The sequence below is a fragment of the Histidinibacterium aquaticum genome, from assembly GCF_008710275.1.
In the GTDB taxonomy this organism is placed as follows: Bacteria; Pseudomonadota; Alphaproteobacteria; order Rhodobacterales; family Rhodobacteraceae; genus Oceanicola; species Oceanicola aquaticus.
Map to the genome: position 1 here is coordinate 542,950 of NZ_VYQE01000002.1, position 19,236 is coordinate 562,185.

At 69.3% G+C, this 19,236-nt stretch carries 17 protein-coding genes; 8 read left to right on the top strand and 9 right to left on the bottom strand.

Annotated features, from left to right (window positions below):
- Nucleotides 1-21: 21 nt before the first annotated feature.
- From hflX to lipA, 5 genes are all read right to left on the bottom strand, one after another.
- Nucleotides 22-1,323 carry a GTPase HflX gene (gene hflX, locus F3S47_RS08100; RefSeq protein WP_223877758.1) on the bottom strand — a complete coding sequence of 434 codons (1,302 nt, stop codon included), beginning with the start codon at nucleotides 1,321-1,323 and terminating at the stop codon, nucleotides 22-24.
- Entirely contained in the window at nucleotides 1,320-1,553 is a 234-nt protein-coding gene (hfq, locus tag F3S47_RS08105; protein ID WP_150444739.1) for an RNA chaperone Hfq, read from the bottom strand. The genes hflX and hfq overlap by 4 nt, the downstream gene beginning before the upstream one ends.
- A 123-nt stretch (nucleotides 1,554-1,676) precedes the next feature.
- Complete coding sequence (locus F3S47_RS08110; RefSeq protein ID WP_150444740.1) at nucleotides 1,677-3,203, bottom strand: TrkH family potassium uptake protein; 1,527 nt, start codon at nucleotides 3,201-3,203, stop codon at nucleotides 1,677-1,679.
- On the bottom strand, nucleotides 3,203-4,579 hold the full coding sequence (gene trkA / locus F3S47_RS08115; protein ID WP_150444741.1) for a Trk system potassium transporter TrkA: 1,377 nt from the start codon (nucleotides 4,577-4,579) through the stop codon (nucleotides 3,203-3,205). Before trkA ends, F3S47_RS08110 begins: the two co-directional genes overlap by 1 nt.
- A 208-nt stretch (nucleotides 4,580-4,787) precedes the next feature.
- Entirely contained in the window at nucleotides 4,788-5,747 is a 960-nt protein-coding gene (gene lipA / locus F3S47_RS08120; protein WP_150444742.1) for a lipoyl synthase, read from the bottom strand.
- 218 nt (nucleotides 5,748-5,965) lie between these two features.
- Between lipA and F3S47_RS08125 the strand changes: the two genes are divergently transcribed.
- Nucleotides 5,966-7,465: a catalase gene (locus F3S47_RS08125; RefSeq protein ID WP_150444743.1), complete on the top strand. Its 1,500-nt coding sequence runs from the start codon at nucleotides 5,966-5,968 to the stop codon at nucleotides 7,463-7,465.
- 118 nt (nucleotides 7,466-7,583) lie between these two features.
- Entirely contained in the window at nucleotides 7,584-8,315 is a 732-nt protein-coding gene (locus F3S47_RS08130; RefSeq protein ID WP_150444744.1) for a VIT1/CCC1 transporter family protein, read from the top strand.
- A gap of 1 nt (nucleotide 8,316) precedes the next feature.
- Here F3S47_RS08130 and F3S47_RS08135 read toward each other — a convergent pair whose 3' ends face one another.
- Nucleotides 8,317-9,369 carry a DUF6456 domain-containing protein gene (locus tag F3S47_RS08135; protein WP_150444745.1) on the bottom strand — a complete coding sequence of 351 codons (1,053 nt, stop codon included), beginning with the start codon at nucleotides 9,367-9,369 and terminating at the stop codon, nucleotides 8,317-8,319.
- 228 nt (nucleotides 9,370-9,597) lie between these two features.
- On the opposite strand from F3S47_RS08135, the gene F3S47_RS08140 reads away from it, so the two are divergent.
- Nucleotides 9,598-9,897, top strand: a complete 300-nt coding sequence (locus F3S47_RS08140) for a DUF6477 family protein (protein ID WP_150444746.1) — start codon at nucleotides 9,598-9,600, stop codon at nucleotides 9,895-9,897.
- On the opposite strand, the gene F3S47_RS08145 is transcribed toward F3S47_RS08140, so the two are convergent.
- Nucleotides 9,890-11,437 carry a trimethylamine methyltransferase family protein gene (locus tag F3S47_RS08145; RefSeq protein ID WP_150444747.1) on the bottom strand — a complete coding sequence of 516 codons (1,548 nt, stop codon included), beginning with the start codon at nucleotides 11,435-11,437 and terminating at the stop codon, nucleotides 9,890-9,892. The genes F3S47_RS08140 and F3S47_RS08145 overlap by 8 nt on opposite strands.
- A 155-nt stretch (nucleotides 11,438-11,592) precedes the next feature.
- Nucleotides 11,593-12,078, bottom strand: coding sequence for a YciE/YciF ferroxidase family protein (locus F3S47_RS08150; protein ID WP_150444748.1), 486 nt, complete (start codon nucleotides 12,076-12,078; stop codon nucleotides 11,593-11,595).
- 227 nt (nucleotides 12,079-12,305) lie between these two features.
- Between F3S47_RS08150 and guaA the strand changes: the two genes are divergently transcribed.
- The 4 genes from guaA (at nucleotide 12,306) to F3S47_RS08170 (ending at nucleotide 16,829) form a co-directional block, all read left to right on the top strand.
- On the top strand, nucleotides 12,306-13,871 hold the full coding sequence (guaA, locus tag F3S47_RS08155; RefSeq protein WP_150444749.1) for a glutamine-hydrolyzing GMP synthase: 1,566 nt from the start codon (nucleotides 12,306-12,308) through the stop codon (nucleotides 13,869-13,871).
- Nucleotides 13,872-13,875: 4 nt separating this feature from the next.
- Nucleotides 13,876-14,535, top strand: coding sequence for a YdcF family protein (locus F3S47_RS08160; protein ID WP_150444750.1), 660 nt, complete (start codon nucleotides 13,876-13,878; stop codon nucleotides 14,533-14,535).
- Nucleotides 14,536-14,639: 104 nt separating this feature from the next.
- The gene (locus F3S47_RS08165; protein WP_150444751.1) at nucleotides 14,640-15,542 is read left to right on the top strand and encodes a DMT family transporter; all 903 of its coding nucleotides are present in this window, start codon (nucleotides 14,640-14,642) and stop codon (nucleotides 15,540-15,542) included.
- Nucleotides 15,543-15,659: 117 nt separating this feature from the next.
- Entirely contained in the window at nucleotides 15,660-16,829 is a 1,170-nt protein-coding gene (locus F3S47_RS08170) for an outer membrane protein transport protein (protein ID WP_150444752.1), read from the top strand.
- A gap of 67 nt (nucleotides 16,830-16,896) precedes the next feature.
- On the opposite strand, the gene F3S47_RS08175 is transcribed toward F3S47_RS08170, so the two are convergent.
- On the bottom strand, nucleotides 16,897-18,066 hold the full coding sequence (locus F3S47_RS08175; RefSeq protein ID WP_150444753.1) for a zinc-dependent alcohol dehydrogenase: 1,170 nt from the start codon (nucleotides 18,064-18,066) through the stop codon (nucleotides 16,897-16,899).
- 113 nt (nucleotides 18,067-18,179) lie between these two features.
- Here F3S47_RS08175 and F3S47_RS08180 point away from each other — a divergent pair, with 113 nt between their 5' ends.
- Nucleotides 18,180-19,124, top strand: coding sequence for a DMT family transporter (locus tag F3S47_RS08180; RefSeq protein WP_150444754.1), 945 nt, complete (start codon nucleotides 18,180-18,182; stop codon nucleotides 19,122-19,124).
- Nucleotides 19,125-19,236 lie beyond the last annotated feature (112 nt).

Consider the following 19,236-nt stretch of genomic DNA (forward strand, 5'->3'; position numbering starts at 1 on the left):
CGCACGGGAGGCGCCCGAGGTTCACTCCAACCTGTCGAACCGGGCCTTTTGCCGCGCGGTCCAGGAGACCCGCAGCCGCGGGCCGGACTCGGTCTCGGATTCGTCGAGGACCACGCCGCGCTCGTGGAGCCAGGCGCGCTTGCGGCCCTCGGCCCAGCCGAGATCGAGGGTGACCTCCTCGCGCGGCTCGGTGACCGCCCCCGCCACGGCCTCCAGCAGCGCGGGCAGGCCCTCGCCGGTCAGCGCCGAGAGGGTGAAGACATCGTCGCGCCGTCCGGCGGCGAGCCGCAGGTCCGCGGCCTCTTCCGGACCCAGCAGGTCGAGCTTGTTCCAGACCTCGAAGAGCGGCGTTTCCTCGTGGATGCCTAGGCCGGCGAGGATGCCCGCCACGTCCTCGGCCTGGGCCGCGGTCTGGGGATGGCTGATGTCGCGGACGTGAAGGATCAGGTCGGCGTCCAGCACCTCTTCCAGGGTGGCGCGGAAGGCGGCGACGAGCTGTGTCGGCAGGTCGGAGATGAAGCCGACCGTGTCCGAGAGGATCACCTCCTCGCCCGAAGGCAGCGCGACCTTGCGCATGGTCGGATCGAGGGTGGCGAAGAGCATGTCCTCGGCCATGACCTCGGCCCCTGTCAGCCGGTTGAAAAGCGTGGACTTGCCCGCGTTGGTGTAGCCCACGAGGGCCACGATCGGGAACGGCACCTTGGCGCGCGAGGCGCGGTGCAGGGTGCGCGTCTTGACCACCTTGTCGAGCTGGCGCCGCAGCCGGGTGAGCTGCTCGTCGATGGCACGGCGGTCGGCCTCGATCTGGGTCTCGCCGGGGCCGCCGACGAAGCCGAGACCGCCGCGCTGGCGCTCCAGGTGGGTCCAGGCGCGCACGAGCCGGGTGCGCTGGTAGCTGAGCGCGGCCATCTCGACCTGCAGCACGCCCTCGCGGGTGGCGGCGCGGTCGGAGAAGATTTCCAGGATGAGCCCGGTGCGGTCGAGCAGCTTCACGCCCCACTGCTTCTCGAGGTTGCGCTGCTGCACGGGGCTGACGGGCCCGTCGACGAGCACCAGCTCGATTTCCTTCTCGGAGAGACGGGCCTTCAGCTCGTCGGTCTTGCCGGTGCCGAAGAGCTGGCCGGGATGGACCTTGGGCAGCGGCACGACCTCTCCGCCCACGACCTCGAGCCCCGGGAGCGCCACGGCAAGGGCCTGGGCCTCTTCCAGCGCGGGACCCGGCGGGCGGCGGTCGGGGTCGGAACGGATCTCGGGGTGGAGCACCCAGGCACGTGTCGGGCGCTCGCGCAGGTCACCGTCTTCGGGGCGGTCGACCGGGGTCAATCGTCGCCGTCGTAGAGGTTCACCGGCTGCGACGGCATGATCGTGGAGATGGCGCTCTTGTAGACCAGCTGGGACTGGCCGTCCCGGCGAAGCAGCACGCAGAAGCTGTCGAACCAGGTAATCACGCCCTGCAGCTTCACACCGTTGATGAGGAAAATCGTCACCGGAACCTTGGTCTTGCGGACATGGTTCAGAAAGGCGTCCTGAAGGTTCTGCTTGTCAGCCGCCATTGGCCTAGCCCTTTGTTCTTGCGTCGTTGTTCTAGCGGCGGGCCGCACGGGCCCCCTCCCTCGCGCAGCTACTATGAAGGGCGCCACGCGGAGATTCCACCCCCGATCCGCAGATCCGGGCGTTTAGCCCCGCCAGAAGTCGGGGTTGAGCAGCGCGATGATCGCCAGGAGCTCTACCCGGCCCACGACCATCGCCACGCCGAGGATCGCGTGTCCCGACTGGCCCAGTGTGGCGTAGGAGATCGGCACCTCCGCCGCCACGACGGCGAGCGGGCCGCAGTTGGCCAGCGCCGCGACCGCCAGCACCAGGGCGTCCTCGAAGGGCACGCCGACCCAGGAGAGCGCCAGCATGATCGCGGCGAGCGACATGGCGAAGAGCATGAAGAAGATCCAGGCGACGAGCGCCCCGGCCCGGCGGATGCGGCGTGCCTCCGCGCCAGCACCGCCGACCGATGAGGGATGGATCAGCCGCTCGATCTCGCGCAGCCCGTGCTTGTAGAGCGCGTAGACCCGCAGGAGCTTCACCCCGCCGGCGGTGGTGCCGATGCCGCCGCCGAAGATGGCGAGGCCCAGCAGGACGAGGCCCGGCGTCTCCAGACCCGACCAGGCGGTCGCGCTGTCCCAGTAGCGGCTCTCGAAGCCCAGCGTCGTCAGGAAGGAGGCCACGGTGAAGAGATCGCCCCAGAGCGCCCGGATCGCGGTCAGCGCATTGGTGCCCTCGGAGCTGAAGAGCCAGTGCCGGGCGAAAAGCGCGGCGGCGCCGAGGCCGATCACGCCCAGGCCCAGCTGGAACTCCGGATCGCCCATGAGCCCCTGCCGCTCGGTCTCTCCCGGCAGCGAGCGCGCGTAGCTCCGCCGGGTGAGCGCCAGCAGCAGGAAGGCGAGGATCACCACCTCGGCCAGGATCGTGCCGCCGCCGGCCTGGGTGCCGTAGCCCGGCGTGATGCCGGAGGTCGCCATCACCGACATCGCGTGGCAGATCGCGGTGAAGGGATCGACCCTTGCGGCGATCAGCAGGATCCAGAGCGCCAGCGTCAGTCCTACGTAGATCGGCACCAGCTGCGAGAAGTACCGGTCGAGCCGCTCGTAGGGCCCCGCGGTGCGGGTCACCTGGCTGAAGCGGGTGGAGAGATCGCCCCGCCCCAGGCTCGCCCGGACCTCGAAGCCCCCCAGGGAGAGGGGCGCCAGGATCGCCATGGCGGCGACCCAGATCAGCAGCCCGCCGAACCAGCCGACGAGCGCCCGCCAGAGGTGGAGCGAGGGCGCGAGCGTCTCCGGGCGGTCCCAGAGGGTGGCGCCCGTGGTGGTGAAGGCCGAGACCATCTCGAACCAGGCTGCCCCGAGCCCGCCCCCGGCGGCCGACTGGAAGGGCACGGCCAGCACCAGCGGCAGGACCGTGTAGGCGGCCAGCAGGGCCGCGAGCTGGGCGAAGGCGCTCTCGTCGGGCAAACGGCCCCTCAGGGCGAGCCCCAGGATCGCGGTGCCGAGCCCGAGGACCATCGCGCCGGAGAAGAAGGCGCGCGCCGTGACCCCGTCGTCCAGCGCCGTGGCGTGGAGCGCGGGCACCAGCATCGCCCCGGCGGCCAGCGCCAGCAGCACCACGAAAAGCGGCTGGCGCGGGGTGCGGCGGTCTCTGCGGGGACCCCGCATCAGAAGAAGTCGATGGAGACCTGCAGGAGCCGCTCCACCTCAGGCACGTCGTCGGACATGGCGAAGATGGCTACGAGATCGCCCTCCTCGACGCGGGTCTCCCCGGTGGGCTTCACGTAGCGGCCGGCCTTCAGCAGACCGCCGACCAGCACGCCTTCAGGGAACTCGATGTCCCGGATCCGCTGGCCCGCGATGGGCGAGGTCGAGAGAACCTGCGCCTCGATCATCTCCGCCTCGGCGTCGCCGATGGAATAGACCCCGCGGACCCGGCCGTGCCGGATGTGGCGCAGGATCGAGCTCACGGTCGTGGCGCGCGGGTTGATGTAGGCGTCGATGTCGAGCGGCTCCATCAGCGGCACGAGAGAGGGATCGTTGCTGAGACAGATCGCCATTGGGCAGCCCATGCCCTTGGCGCGGACGGCGGCGAGCAGGTTGGTCTTGTCGTCGTCGGTGACCACGAGCACGGCGTCGGCGCGAGAGATCCCGGCCTCGGTCAGCAGCGCGGCGTCGAGGCCGTCGCCGTTCAGGACGATCGTCCGGTCGAGGGCATCCGCCGCGCGCTCGGCGCTGGCCCGGTTCTTCTCGATCACCTTGACGCGCACCCGGTCCGCGCGTCCCTCCAGCGCCTTGGCGACCGCGAGCCCGACGTTGCCGCCGCCGATGACGACGACCCGCTCCTGCTTTGACTGGGTCTTGCCGAAGATCTCCAGCGTGCGGGTCACGTCGTTCGATTCGGTGAAGAGATAGGCGCTGTCGCCGGCGAAGATCTGGTCGCCCGGATCGGGGGCGAAGAGCTGGCCGTCGCGCCGCAGGCCCACCACGATGGTCTTCAGCGTCGAGAAGAGGTCGGTGAGCTGCCGCAGCGGCGTGTTCACCACCGGGCAGTCCTCGTCGATCTTGATGCCCAGCAGCGTGCCCTGCCCGCGCAGGAACTGCTCGGTGTCGAAGGCCGCAGGCGCGGCGAGCCGGCGCAGCGCCGCTTCGGCCACCTCGCGCTCGGGGCTGATCACCACGTCGATCGGCATGTGATCGCGGCGGTAGAGATCGGAATAGATCGCGTCGAGGTAGCTCTGCCCCCGGAGCCGCGCGATCTTGCGCTGGATCGCGAAGACCGAGTGCGCGACCTGGCAGGTGACCATGTTCACCTCGTCGCTGTGCGTCGCGGCGATGATCATGTCGGCGTCCCGCGCGCCCGCCCGGTCGAGGATGTCGGGATAGGAGGCGAAGCCCGCGATGCCCTGCACGTCGAGCGTATCCGTCGCCCGGCGCACCAGGTCGGGATTGTTGTCGACGACGGTGACGTCGTTGCGCTCACCGGAGAGGTGCCGGGCGATCTGCCAGCCGACCTGCCCCGCGCCGCAGATGATGACCTTCATAGGTTCTTCCGTGTGACCCCGGACGCCCTCTCGTGCCAGACCCCCATGTCCCGGTCAATCGGCACGCGCCTGCATCTTCTGGGGGAAAATATCCCGGGGGAGTCGGCCCCCCGGGGCCGACGGGGGCAGAGCCCCCGCACAGGTCCGGTCCCGCGCAGCGGGTCCGGGCTCATCATGGGTGGCCGCAGGCCACGCCGCGTCCTCGCGGTCAGGCGGTCGCGGCGAGGGCGCGTTCGCGGTTCTCGCGCAGCCGGACGAAGTCGTCGCCCGCGTGGTAGCTCGACCGCGTGAGCGGCGTGGCCGAGACCATGAGGAACCCCTTGCCGTAGGCCGTCTTCTCGTAGGAGGCGAACTCCTCCGGCGTGATGAAGCGGTCCACCCGGTGGTGCTTGGGCGTGGGCTGGAGGTACTGGCCGATGGTGAGGAAATCGACGCCCGCCGAGCGCATGTCGTCCATCACCTGGAGGACCTGCGGCCGCTCCTCGCCCAGGCCCACCATAAGGCCCGACTTGGTGAACATGGAGGGATCGAGCTCCTTCACACGCTGCAGCAGGCGCAGGGAGTGGAAGTAGCGCGCGCCGGGCCGCACTTCCTGGTAGAGGCCGGGCACGGTCTCGAGGTTGTGGTTGAAGACGTCCGGCTTGGCCGCGACCACGACCTCGAGCGCCTCGGGGCCGCAGCGCAGGAAATCCGGGGTGAGGATCTCGATCGTCGTGCCGGGGGCGCGGTGGCGGATGGCGCGGATGGTCTGGGCGAAATGCTCCGCCCCGCCATCCTCGACGTCGTCGCGGTCGACCGAGGTGATCACGACGTGGTTCAGCCCGAGCTTGGCGACGGCATCGGCCACCCGTCCCGGCTCGAAAACGTCCAGGTCGTCGGGCCGTCCCGTGGCCACGTTGCAGAAGGTGCAGCCGCGGGTGCAGATCTCGCCCATGATCATCATGGTGGCGTGGCCCTGCGCCCAGCATTCGCCGGCATTGGGGCAGCCCGCCTCCTCGCAGACCGTGGTCAGCTTGTGCTCTCGGATGATGTCCCGGGTCTGGCGGTAGCCCTCCGAGGTCGGCGCCTTCACCCGGATCCAGTCCGGCTTCTTGGGCTGGGCGTTGTCGGCGCGGTGCGCCTTCTCCGGATGGCGCTGGCCGGGAATCTTCAGGTCGCGCGGTGCCATGGGCGTTCCTCCTGCTTGCGGAATACCTAGTCGGACCGGCGTCATTTGTCCAAGCCCCGCGCGGTCCCGTGATGGCGGGGTTGCATCCGGCGCAACGGGACCGCCGAACGAGCCGCCCGACATCAGCCAAACTTATCGTACCTATCAGGAAATCCGCTCCGGAACCAATCGCCCCGCCGGTCGCTATGGCCTCGACTGCACGCCGACAGGAGGTTCCCATGGCCGACAGACCCCGCCTCACCACGACCGCCGGAGCCCCCTGGGTCTCCAACGAGACCTCGAAGACGGCCGGCCCGCGCGGCCCGGTCCTTCTGGAAGATTACCAGCTCATCGAGAAGCTCGCGCACCAGAACCGCGAGCGCATCCCCGAGCGCGTCGTCCATGCCAAGGGCTGGGGCGCGCAGGGGACCTTCACCGTCACGCACGACATCACGAAATACACCCGGGCCCGGATCTTCTCCGAGATCGGCAAGCAGACCCCCGTGCTCGCCCGCTGGTCCACCGTGGCCGGCGAACAGGGCGCGGCGGATGCCGAGCGCGACGTGCGGGGCTTCAGCCTCAAGTTCTACACCGAGGACGGCAACTGGGACATGGTGGGCAACAACACCCCGGTCTTCTTCGTCCGCGACGCCTACAAGTTCCCCGACTTCATCCGCACGCAGAAGCGCCATCCAAAGACCAACATGCGCTCTCCCGAGGCCATGTTCGACTTCTGGGCGGGCCAGCCCGAGTCGGTCCATCAGGTGACGATCCTGATGTCCGACCGCGGCATCCCGAAATCGCCCTTCCACATGAACGGCTACGGCTCGCACACCTTCTCGTTCTGGAACGACGACGGCGAGCGGTTCTGGGTCAAGTTCCACTTCCGCACCCATCAGGGCCACGAGACGCTGACCAACGAAAAGGCCGAAGAGATCATCGGCTCCACCCGCGAAAGCTACCAGGAGCATCTCTTCAACACGCTGGAGAACGGCGGCTCGGCCAAATGGACCTTTTTCATCCAGGTGATGAGCGAGGAGGACGCGGAGAGGCAGGACTTCAATCCCTTCGACCTGACGAAGGTCTGGTCGCATTCCGAGTTTCCGCTGATCGAGGTGGGCGAGCTGGAGATCGACCGCAACGTCGACAACTACTTCCAGATGGTCGAGAACGTGGCCTTCGCACCGTCGAACGTGGTGCCCGGCATCGGCTTTTCGCCCGACCGGATGCTGCAGGCCCGGGTCTGGTCCTATGCCGATGCGCACCGCTACCGGCTCGGCACCCACTACGAGGCTCTGCCGCCCAACGTCCCCCACAACAGCCAGGCGCTGCACTACCACAAGGACGGCGCCATGCGGTTCTTCCGGAACGACGTGGGCAATCCCAACGCCTACTACGAGCCGAACCAGTACGAGGACGGGCCCGTGGCCGATCCCTCGACCCAGGAGCCGCCGCTCCGGATCGACCCGGAGGCCTACCGCTATCCGCAGGAGACCTCCGAGGCGGATTTCGTGCAGCCCCGCAAGCTCTATGCCGAGGTCCTCTCGGACGAGGAGCGGCAGCGGCTTCACCAGAACATGGCGGGCGCCATGGCGCCCTGTTCCGAAAGCGTCAAGGAACGCTGGTACGCCGTCCTGGGGCGCGTGCACCCCGACTACGCGAAGGGCGTGCGCGAAGCGGCCGAAAGCCAGCCCGCGATCCCCGTGACCGACAACACGCCGGTCACCGCAGCCGAGTAACGAGTGACTCGGGTTGTGTACCGGTCCCCCGTCCCGCCCGGGGACGGGGGGCTTTCCCGTGTGGTCTCCCCCCGCCTGCCCGGACTAGTGTCCGGCGCGAGCTGATCGGGAGGCGCAGATGGAGACTGTGGAAAGAGCCGAGAGCGTTGGCGGGCGGCTGGCCGGGGCGCGGCAGTTTCTCAGGCAGATCGTCTACGGCGGCAATGACGGCATCGTCACCACCTTCGCCATCGTCGCGGGCTTCGCCGGGGCCGAGGCGCAGGGGACAGCCCAGATCGGCACGATCGCGGTTCTCGTCTTCGGTCTGTCCAACCTCATGGCGGACGGCGTTTCGATGGGGCTTGGCGAAGTGCTGTCTTCCCGCTCGCAGGCCAAGCTCCACGCCGCCGAGCGCCGCCGCCGCCATGCCGCGCTGACCGAGAGACCCGAGGCCGAGCGGACCGAGCTCGAAACCATCCTCCGGGATCGCGGGATGCCGCCGGACCGGAGCGGGCGGGTCGCCGAGGAGATGATGGCGGCGCCCGATCTCGTCGCAGACCTGATGATGACCTACCGGCTGAAGATGCCCGACGCCCCGGGCGGCAACGTGCTGGTCGGCGGGCTCTCGACCTTCCTGGCCTTCGTCTTCTTCGGTCTGCTACCCCTCCTGCCCTACGTCCTCATGCCGCCGCTCGCGCCCGCGACCTTCGGCGTCTCCGTCGCGGCGACCGCTCTCGCGCTCGGCGCGCTCGGGCTGTTGCGCGCCACCGCCACTGGGGAGCGGGTCGTCGCGGCCCTGGTGGAGACGCTGGCGCTGGGCGGGCTCTGCGCGGCGGTGGCCTATGGCGTCGGCGCGCTGGTGGCGGGGTGAGCTAGCCGCAATGCGCTGCGCCGGGTGTTTCGGAATAGTGTTGCCGCAGGCGCTGGAGGGCGATGCGCAGCACGACCTTGCCGGAGCGCGCCGACCAGCCCATGCGGCGTTCGGCGTCCTCCAGCCCCTCGAGGTAACAGCAGCAGCGCAAAGCCACGTCGCCCAGCCCGGGACCGAGGGCCGCCAGCGCGGCGGCGACCCGGGCGCGGGCCGCGTCGGAGGCCGTCCCCGGCCGGTCGGGCGGAAGCTCGCCCCCGGTGAGGTAGCGCGTCCAGTCGCCGGGGGTCCGTGGCCCCATCTCGGCCAGTTGGAAGTCCTCGCGCAGCCTCTCGCCCGCGGCGATGCTGCCACGGTCCAGGAAGGGCCGGCCGTCCCGGTCGCGCCTCCGGCCGAGCCCGGCGAGCGGGCTTTCGGCCGGAGCCAGGGTCGCGGGAGCGTCTGGCTGCGGGACGAAGGGAGCAGCGGCTTCCTCCAGCCCCCCGGCCCGCGTGAAGGCGTTGACGAGGCGGCGCAGTTCGACCCGGCCGGCGGATGTCACCCGGTAGCGCGCGATCCGGCCGCCGGCTGCGTCGCTCGCGACGAGTTCGCGCAGCGCCAGCGTCTCGGCCACGGGCCGCTCGACCAGCGCCCGGTTCTCCGGGTCTCCCTCGGGGCCGCCACTGACCACGACGCAGCGGTCCATGTCACGACCCACCACTAGGGTCGCGCCCTCTTCGCAGAGCGGTCGCAGCGCCGCGATCCATTGGTCGGGAAGCCCGGGTCCGAATGGCCCTTCCTCGGCGGCAGTCCCGAGTGTCCCGCCGGTCTCGTCCACAACCATTCGGAGCAGGCCCGCGAGGCGGCCGAGGCAGCCTTCGACCAGCGGATCGTCGCGGCGCGCTTCCACCCGGCGGATCTGGCGGAGGATCGTGGAGGGATGCTGCCCGGCCCGCCGCGCCAGGGCCCGGATCGGCACGCCGCGTTCCACGTGCGCGACGTAGTGCCGGACGGGATCGGGTAACCAACCGGGCAACGGATTGGTTTCCTTGGAAATGTCGTCGGTCTTGAGTGTCATGCGCCACGCCCCCGCTCGCCGCTGATCGGGACGCCAAAGGGCCCCGTCGCCGGTGGGTCCTCCCGGACCACCGATTAGCCTTCCGTTAACCAACAGAACGCTGGAGCATTAAAGTTTCTAATTACTAAACAAGTCTGACCGCTGCGTTCGGAGGGGTCCTCCGCGACGCAACACCCGCTGAGGTTGCGTATTCTTCCCGCTGTACCGAGCGCCAGGGAGGGCGGATGGATGCAGGATCTCTTCAGTCTCGTGGAGGCGCTGCGGCGGCCCCCGCTTCTGGTCAGCGCAGCGCGATTCGGCGTCGACGACTATTCCCGGGAGCGGATGCTTCCCCGGCTCCTGCGCTGTGCCACGGCGCCGCGCACCGGCGAGGCCGTCGTGCAGTTGCTGGAGCTGGAGGAGGACCACGACGGTCGGCGCCGGGCCGGGGCGGCGGAGTACTCCGTAGCCCGCCACGTCGAGGTGCTGATCGCGCTGATGGCCGAGACGCGGTTGCTCCGCGCCTCCGGCCCGCAGCCCGTCAGGTGAAGGCGTCGGGCATCGAGGCCTTCTTGGCGTCCACGTAGTCGGTCAGCGCGCGCTCGATGTCGGGGTCGAGTGCGGGCTGCTGGTACTGCGACAGGATCCGGTCGACCGCGCTGTTCGCGAGGCTCTGGGTGTCGGGCGCGCCGTTCTCGTACCAGGTCTCGTAGGGCTTGTAGTCGAGGAGGCTCGACCGCCAGAAGGCCGTCTTGAAGTTCGCTTGCGTATGCGCGCAGCCGAGGTAGTGCCCCCCGGGGCCGACCTCGCGCAGGGCGTCCATGGCGAGACCGTTCTCGCTCATGTCGATGCCCTTCGCCATCTGGTGCAGCGCGCCGAGCTGGTCGGCGTCCATGACGAACTTCTCGAAGGAGGCGACGAGCCCGCCCTCGAGCCAGCCGCAGGCGTGCAACATGAAGTTCACCCCGGAATAGAGCCCGGTGTTAAGGGTGTTCGCCGTCTCGTAGGCCGCCTGCGCGTCGGGCAGCTTCGACCCGTTGAACGACCCGGCCGAGCGATACGGCAGCCCCAGCCGCCGCACCAGCTGGCCCATGCCGAAGGTGATCTGGCTCGCCTCGGGGGTGCCGAAGGTGGGCGCGCCGGAGTTCATGTCGATCGAGGTGACGAAGGCCCCCGCGATCACCGGAGCGCCGGGCCGGACCAGCTGCGAGTAGGCGACGCCGGCCAGGACTTCGGCCAGCACCTGCGTCAGCGTGCCAGCGACCGTCACCGGCGCCATGGCCCCGCCGACGATGAAGGGCGAGATGATGCAGGCCTGGTTCGAGGCGGCATAGACCTCGAGCGCGCCCATCATCGTCGCGTCGAAGGTCAGCGGCGAGTTGATGTTGATGAGCGAGGTCATGACCGTGTTCTCGGCCACGAAGTCCTTGCCGAAGAGGATCTCGCACATCTCGACCGCATCCTGCGCCCGGGAGGGTTCGGTCACCGCGCCCATGAACGGTTTGTCGCTGAGGGTCATGTGCGCCATCAGCATGTCGAGGTGGCGCTTGTTGACCGGCACGTCCGTGGGCTCGCAGACCGTGCCGCCCGAGTGGTGCAGCCACTTGGACATGTAGCCCAGCTTCACGAACTTGCGGAAATCCTCGATCGTCGCGTAGCGCCGCCCGCCGAGCGCGTCGCGCACGAACGGAGGGCCGTACACCGGGGCCAGCACGAGGTTGCGCCCGCCGATCTCGACCGACTTCTCGGGGTTCCGGGCGTACTGGGTGAAGGAGGACGGCGCAGTCTCGCAGAGCTTGCGGGCCAGCCCGCGCGGGATGCGCACCCGCTCGCCCTGGACGTCGGCGCCGGCCTGGCGCCAGCGCTCCAGCGCGCCGGGATTCTCGACGAAATTGACGCCGATCTCCTCAAGGACGGTCTCGGCATTGGTTTCGATGACCTCCAGCGCCTCGGGCGTCAGGATCTCGAAGTTGGGGATGTTGCGCTCGATGTACTTCGCCGTCTCGATGCGGACCGCGGACCGCTCCGCCCGCCTTGCAGCGCCGCCGCCGCCCCGTCCCCGCCGAACTGCTGTCGTGGCCTCGGTCATCTCGCACCTCATGCGCCCGTATCACGGCCCTGATACGAGGCCGCGCCGGAGACGTGTCGCGGAATTGCGGCGCATGCGGTGTGAAAACGACATCTCTTCGGCGCAGGAGGCCCGGCGGCCGTGCCGTCGGACCTCCGTTTCGCGCCGACGCAGGGTCAGGCGGCTTCGCGGTTGACGCCACCCTGCCCCAGCTTCGTGAGCAGCCCGTCGGCAGCGTATTCCTGGTCGAGGTTCGCCTGGAGCAGCGACGCGATCTCCTTGTCGAGGCCCAGCGTCGCGGCCCAGGCGATCATGGTGCCGTAGCGGGTGATCTCGTAGTGCTCCACCGCCTGGGCGGCGGCGATCATGCCGGCGTCGCGGGTGTCGCCCTCTTCGGCCTCTTCCATGATCTCCTTGCCCTCGTCGAGGATCCCCTGGATCGCCTCGCAGGTCACGCCGCGCGGCTTGAGGCCGAGGTGGCCGAAGATCGTCTCGAGGTTCTCGATCTGGGTCTCGGTTTCGTCGCGGTGATGCTCGAAGGCCTCCTTGAGGTCGGGAGACTCGGCCTTGCGGGCCATTTTCGGCATGGTCTTCAGAACCTGCTTCTCGGCATAGTAGATGTCGCGCAGGAAGTGCTTGAACAGGTCTTCAAGTGTCTTCATCTGAGATGTCCCGGAGAGTGCCGCGCGCCCATCGCGCGGTCCTGCTGTCAAACCGCGCCGCGCCCCCGCAGTTCCCGTGGCGGGGCGCCTCTCGGCGACTAGCAGCGCATCGGGTTCCCTCGCCTGTCAGAACTCCGGCATCCATGCCGAATCCGGGGTCCGGCCATGCGCCCCCGTTGCCCTTGCCAGACTTGCCTTGTCGCCGCGTCGCAGCTAACCGCAGGGGCATGGAAATGTCCCAGCACGACCGCCTCCTCATCGTCGATTTCGGCAGCCAGGTTACCCAGCTCATCGCGCGCCGCCTGCGCGAGCTGAACGTCTACTGCGAGATCCATCCCTTCCAGAACGTCACGCCCGGGCTGCTGGCGGATCTCGCCCCCAAGGCGGTGATCCTCTCCGGCGGGCCGGCCTCGGTCATCGACGAGGGCTCGCCGCGGCCCCCGCAAGAGGTCTTCGATCTCGGCGTGCCCGTGCTCGGCATCTGTTACGGCCAGCAGGTCATGATGCAGATGCTCGGCGGCCGTGTGGAACGCGGCGACGGGACGGCGGAGTTCGGCCGTGCCTACGTCGAGCGCAAGGGCGACAAGCACCCCGACCTGCTCACCGGCTGGTTCCTCGACGGGCGCGAGCAGGTCTGGATGAGCCACGGCGACCATGTCGCCGAGCTGGCCCCCGGCTTCGAGGTGCTGGGCACCTCGCCCGGCGCGCCCTTCGCCATCACGGGCGACCGCGAGCGCGACTTCTACGCGGTGCAGTTCCACCCCGAGGTGCACCACACCCCGAACGGCCGCACCCTGCTCGAGAACTTCGTCAAGCGCGCGGGCTTCGCCGGCGACTGGACCATGGCCGCCTACAAGGACGAGGCGATCCGCCTGATCCGCGAGCAGGTCGGCGACGCCAAGGTGATCTGCGGCCTCTCCGGCGGCGTCGATTCCTCCGTCGCGGCGGTGCTGATCCACGAGGCCATCGGCGACCAGCTCACCTGCGTGTTCGTGGACCACGGGCTGCTGCGGCAGAACGAGGCCGAGGAGGTGGTCTCGATGTTCCGGGACAACTACAACATCCCGCTCATCCACGCCGACGAGAGCGACCTCTTCCTCGGCGAGCTCGAGGGCGTTTCGGACCCGGAGGCCAAGCGCAAGACCATCGGCCGTCTCTTCATCGACGTCTTCCAGAAGCACGCCGACCGGATCGAGGGCGCGGCCTTCCTCGCGCAGGGCACGCTCTATCCCGACGTGATCGAGAGCGTCAGCTTCTCCGGCGGCCCGTCCGTCACCATCAAGAGCCACCACAACGTGGGCGGCCTGCCCGAGAAGATGGGCCTGAAGCTGGTGGAGCCGCTGCGCGAGCTCTTCAAGGACGAGGTGCGCGCGCTGGGCCAGGAGTTGGGCCTGCCGCAAAGCTTCATCGGCCGTCACCCCTTCCCCGGGCCCGGCCTCGCCATCCGCTGCCCCGGCGAGATCACCCGCGACAAGCTCGATATCCTGCGCAAGGCGGACTGGGTCTTCATCGACCAGATCCGCAAGCACAATCTCTACGACGAGATCTGGCAGGCCTTCGTGGCGATCCTGCCGGTCCGCACGGTCGGCGTCATGGGCGACGGGCGCACCTACGACTACGCCTGTGCCCTGCGCGCGGTGACGAGCGTCGACGGAATGACGGCGGACTACTACCCGTTTTCCCACGACTTCCTCGGCGAGACCGCGACGCGGATCATCAACGAGGTGCGCGGGATCAACCGGGTGACCTACGACATCACCTCCAAGCCCCCCGGCACCATCGAGTGGGAATAGGCCCGTGCGGGCGACCCGCCTGCTGCGTGCGCTGATCTGGCTCGGGCTGGGCTGTTTCCTCGTGGGCATGGTCGTGCCCGTCGCCTCGGCCTGGACCTCTCCCGACTGCCGGTCGATCGCACCGGAGGTGCCCTACGACCTCGCCGTGGTGCTCGCCGCCGGCGGCACGCGCGATCCGCTGCCCTCCGGAGAGAGCCGCGAGCGGATCGAGGCTGCCATCGCTCTCTACGACGCGGGCCATCTCCGGGCGATCCACATGACCGGCGACGGCGTCGCCGGGCCCGCCCATGCCGTCGCGGACCAGATGGGCCGGCTCGCGATCGAAGAGGGCCTCCCGCAAGAGATCCTGACCGTCGAGCCGGCCTCCCGCTCCACCCTCGAGAACGCCCTTTTCTCCGCCGACCGCGTCGAGGAGGCCGATCGCGTGATCCTCGTGACCACCGGCTATCACCTCTGGCGGGGTGCGATGAGCCTGGCCTGGGCCGGCACGCCTCCAGATGCCCTGTGCCATCCGAACCGCATGGGCGTCGCGACCTCGGTCACCGCCGCCGCAGAGGTTGCGGCACTGGAATCCATCAAGCTCTGGGCCAACCTCGCCCGCGCAGGCCTCTGGTCGCTGATGCAGGGCGTCGGGCTCACGCCGCCGGAGAACATGCTCCGGTGACCGAGCCCTTCCGGGCCGCCCCCACGGCGACCCGGATCGGGGCCCCTCGGGCTTGCGGAGCCTGCCGGGATGCGGCAGAGGATTTCCCGACTGACGAGGATCCCATGCAACCCGTCCCACATGCCCCGCCGCGCGACAGCGGCGCCGAGACCCTGCGCGCGAGCCTCTGGATGCTGGGGGCGGTCGTCTCCTTCACCTCCATGGCGCTCGCCGGACGGGCGGTGAGCCTCGAACTCGACACCTTCGAGATCATGACCTGGCGGTCCCTGACCGGCATCGTCATCGTGCTGGCCGTGGGCACCATGGCGGGAACCCTGCGGCAGGTGAGCACCGAGCGGCTCGGCCTGCACACGATCCGCAACATGGCGCATTTCACCGGGCAGAACCTCTGGTTCTACGCCATCGCGACGATCCCGCTCGCCCAGGTCTTCGCGCTGGAGTTCACTTCGCCAATCTGGGCCCTGCTGCTCGCGCCGCTGATCCTGTCCGAGCCGATCACCCGCCGCGCGGCCATCGTCGCGGCAATCGGCTTTGCGGGCATCCTCGTTGTCGCGCGTCCCTCGCCCGAGACGCTCTCGCCGGGACTGGTCGCCGCCGCCGGCGCGGCGCTGGGCTTCGGCCTGACAGCGGTGCTGACGCGCCGCCTCACCCGCAGCGACAGCATCACCTCGATCCTCTTCTGGCTCACGGTGATGCAGGCGGTCTTCGGACTGGTCTGCGCGGGCATCGACGGCGACATCGCCCTGCCCTCCGCCGAGGCCCTGCCCTTCGTCATCGTCGTGGGCTGTGCCGGGCTCGCCGCGCACTTCTGCCTGACCACGGCGCTCTCGCTCGCGCCCGCCAGCATCGTGATGCCCATCGACTTCCTGCGGCTGCCGCTGATCACGCTGCTCGGCATGGCGCTCTACGCCGAGATCTTCGACCCCTGGGTGCTGCTCGGCGGCGCGCTGATCTTCGCGGCGAACTACGTGAACATCGTTCTCGCCAGACGCGATGCCAAAATGTGACGGCCTCGAGAGCGTCACGAATCTGTGACGCCCCGTCATTTATTGACGCACAACCCCCCGCTGCCAAAACGTTCGGCAGGGATTGGCCCTCTCCGTTCCAATCTAGGGAAGAGATACATGCAAAAACACCTGACGGCCGCAGCGGCGCTGCTGGTCACCACCACCGCCGCGCAGGCCGGCGGGATCGACCGCGGCCGGACCGACTACGGCGTCCTGTTCGAGCCCGGCAACTACATCCAGCTCGGCGCGACCCTCGTGCAGCCCGACGTCTCCGGCGACTATCCGGCGGCCTTCGGCGGCGGCTCGACCGGCGACATGTCCGACGACTACGTCACGCCCAGCTTCGCCCTGAAGATGCAGCTGAACGACCGTCTCGGCCTCGGCCTCTTTGCCGGCCGCCCCTTCGGCGCCGACGCGACCTACTCGCAGGGTCTCTACACCGGCCTCAACGCCGAGTGGGACAGCGAGGGCATGACCGCCGTGCTGAAGTACGACGTGAACCCCAACTTCTCGGTCTACGGCGGCGCGCGCTACGTGACCTCCACCGCCGAGATCGCGATCCCCGACGCGCTGATCCGCGGCGGCTTCCAGGCGGCGGCGCAGGCCGGTAACGCCCAGGCCGGTGCGATCGCCACGCTCTCGCCCGCGGGCGCCCTCGCCTACACCGCCGAGACCGACAACGACGGCGCCACTAGCTTCGTCGGCGGCGTGGCCTACCAGCGCCCCGAGATCGCGCTACGCGTCTCGCTGACCTACGAGCAGGGCTACACCCACGAGTTCGACACCGTCGAGAACCTCGCGGGCGTGCCGACGGTCGGCCCCGGCTTCGAGTCCACCACCGAGATCGAGATGCCCGACACCTGGACGCTCGACTTCCAGACCGGTGTCGCTCCCGGCACCCTCGTCTTCGGCTCGGTCCGCTACGCCGAATGGGATGTCTGGGAAGTCCGTCCGACCGGCTACGACGCGGTCTTCAACGACAACATCACCGACTTCGACACCGCCGTGACAACCTACCAGGTCGGCGTCGGCCGCCAGATCACCGAGAACTTCTCGGGCTTCGTGCGCGCGACCTACGAGGCCTCCGACGGCAACGAGGCCAGCCGCCTCGCGCCCACGGATGGCACCAAGGGCATCGGCATCGGCGGCACCTACGCCATGGACAACTCCGAAGTGACCGTCGGCATCGAGTACCAGCAGCTCGGTGACGCGACCACCGCGGACGGCACCGAGTTCGAGGACAACAGCGCCCTCGGCGTCGGCATCACCTTCGGCCACTCCTTCTGAGCGGTCCCGTCCGAACCTGGGGCGGCGCGGGGCTGACCACCCGCGCCGCCTTTTTCGTGCCCGGCCCTCAGGGGGTCATCACGCACTTGATGCAGTCGTCCGTCTTGTCGCGGAAGGTCTTGTACATGTCCGGCGCGTCCTCGAGCGTCCCGCGATGGGTGATGAGGAAGCTCGGATCGATCTGACCCTCCTCGATCCGGCGCAACAGGTCGGGGATGTGCTTGAGAACGTGCGTCTGCCCCATCTTGAAGCTCAGCGCCTTGCCGAAGGCCGCGCCGATCGGAAACTTGTCCACCATCCCGGCGTAGACGCCCGCGAGCGATACCGTCCCCGCCTTGCGGGTGCAGAGGATCGCCTCGCGCAGGGCATGCGGACGGTCGGTCTCCTGGAAGGTCACGGTCTTGGCCTTGTCGTAGACCGTGTCGAGCACGCCCGCGCCGTGCGCCTCGAGCCCCACCGCGTCGATCACGCATTCCGGGAGACGCTCGTTCGTCTTCTCCATGAGCGCCTCGTAGGGCTTCTGCTCGGAGGAATTGATCGCGACGGCCCCCGCCTGTTCGGCCAGGCGCAGCCGCTCGGGGACCGTATCGATGGCATAGACCGTCTCGGCCCCCAGCAGCAGCGCGCTCTTGATCGCGAAGAGCCCGACGGGCCCCGCGCCCCAGACCGCCACGGTCGAGCCCTCGGTCACGTCGGCATTGAGCGCCGCCTGCCAGCCGGTCGGGAAGATGTCGGTGAGGAAGAGCAGCGAGTCGTCGGAGATATGCGAGGGCACCTTCAGGTGACCGGTATCGGCGAAGGGCACGCGCACGTATTCCGCCTGACCGCCATCGTAGCCGCCGAAGAGATGCGAGTACCCGAAGAGCCCCGCCCCGGCCTGGCCGTAGAGCTTCTCGAGCTTCTCGCCGTCGGGGTTGGAGTTGTCGCACATCGAGAAGAGCTGCCGCTCGCAGAAGTGGCAGCGCCCGCAGGTGACGTTGAAGGGAATGACCACCCGGTCGCCGACCGAGAGCCCCTTGACCTCCGGACCGGTCTCGACGATCTCGCCCATGAACTCGTGGCCGATCACGTCGCCGGTCTTCATCTCCGGCATGAAGCCGTCGTAGATGTGCAGGTCCGATCCGCAGATTGCGGTCGAGCTGACCTTCAGGATCGCGTCCCGGGGATGCTGGATCGTCGGGTCGGGCACGGTGTCGACCCGCATGTCTCCGGTGCCGTGGTAGGTGACTGCGCGCATTGGCGGAACTCCAGACTGGGCCCCGTCCCTCCCGTGCAAAAGCTCTCCCGGATGGGGATGTTCCGCCGCTTGCCGCAAGTTCCGGATTGCCGCCGCGGGACCCGCCGCGCCAGATGGCGCCCATGACACAAGCCTCCCTCTCCCCGCGCGCCTGGGCCGAGCTTCTGCTCCTCGCCCTGATCTGGGGCGCCTCGTTCCTCTCGATCCGCGTGGCGCTCTACGAGATCGGGCCGCTCTGGGTCGTGGCCTGGCGGACCGGCCTCGCGGCGCTGCTGCTCTGGGGCCTGGCGTTCGCCCGCGGCTGGTCGCTGCCCCGGGACCGCGGGACCTGGGCCGCTCTCGCCGTCATGGGGGCGCTCAACAACGCCCTGCCCTTCACGCTCATGGCCTGGGGGCAGCAGCACATCACCACGGGCCTCACCTCGATCCTGAACGCGGGCACGGCCGTCTGGGGCGTATTGCTCGCAGCGCTCGTCCTCGCCGACGAGCGTCTGACCCCGCGCCGCGCGGCCGGCGTCGGCCTGGGCTTCGCCGGGGTCGCCACGGCGATCGGTCCGGGCGAGTTGCGCAGCCTCGACCTCACCTCGCTGGCGCAGCTCGCGGTGGTGGCGGGCACGCTCTCCTACGCGCTGGCCTCGGTCTGGGCGCGGGTCCGGTTCAAGGGTCTCGCCCCTCCGGTCGCCGCCCTCGGGATGGTCACCGCCTCGGCGCTGATGATGTTGCCGACGGCCTGGATCGTCGAGGGGTCGCCGCGTCTCGCGCTCTCGGCGCAAGCCTGGGCCGCGATCCTCTGGTTCGCCGGTGCCGGCACCGCCCTGGCCTACCTGCTCTACTACCGGGTGCTCGCCATGGCGGGCAGCGGCAACACCATGCTGGTGACGCTCCTGATCCCGCCGGTGGCGATCACCCTGGGCTGGGCCGTCCTTGGCGAGGATCTCTCGCCCCGCGCCCTCATGGGCTTCGCCCTGCTGGCGGCGGGTCTTCTCCTGCTGAACCGCCGCCCCGCCCGGAAGGCCCACCCGAGGGCGACAGCCACCCCCTTCTCTTCTGGGAGATAAATATCCCGGGGAGTCCGCGGCGCAGCCGCGGACGGGGCGGAGCCCCGAAGCCGACCTGACCCGCCGGAGGCGGGACAGGGCAGATCCAGCGCGGCCCCGGAGGGGGCCGCCC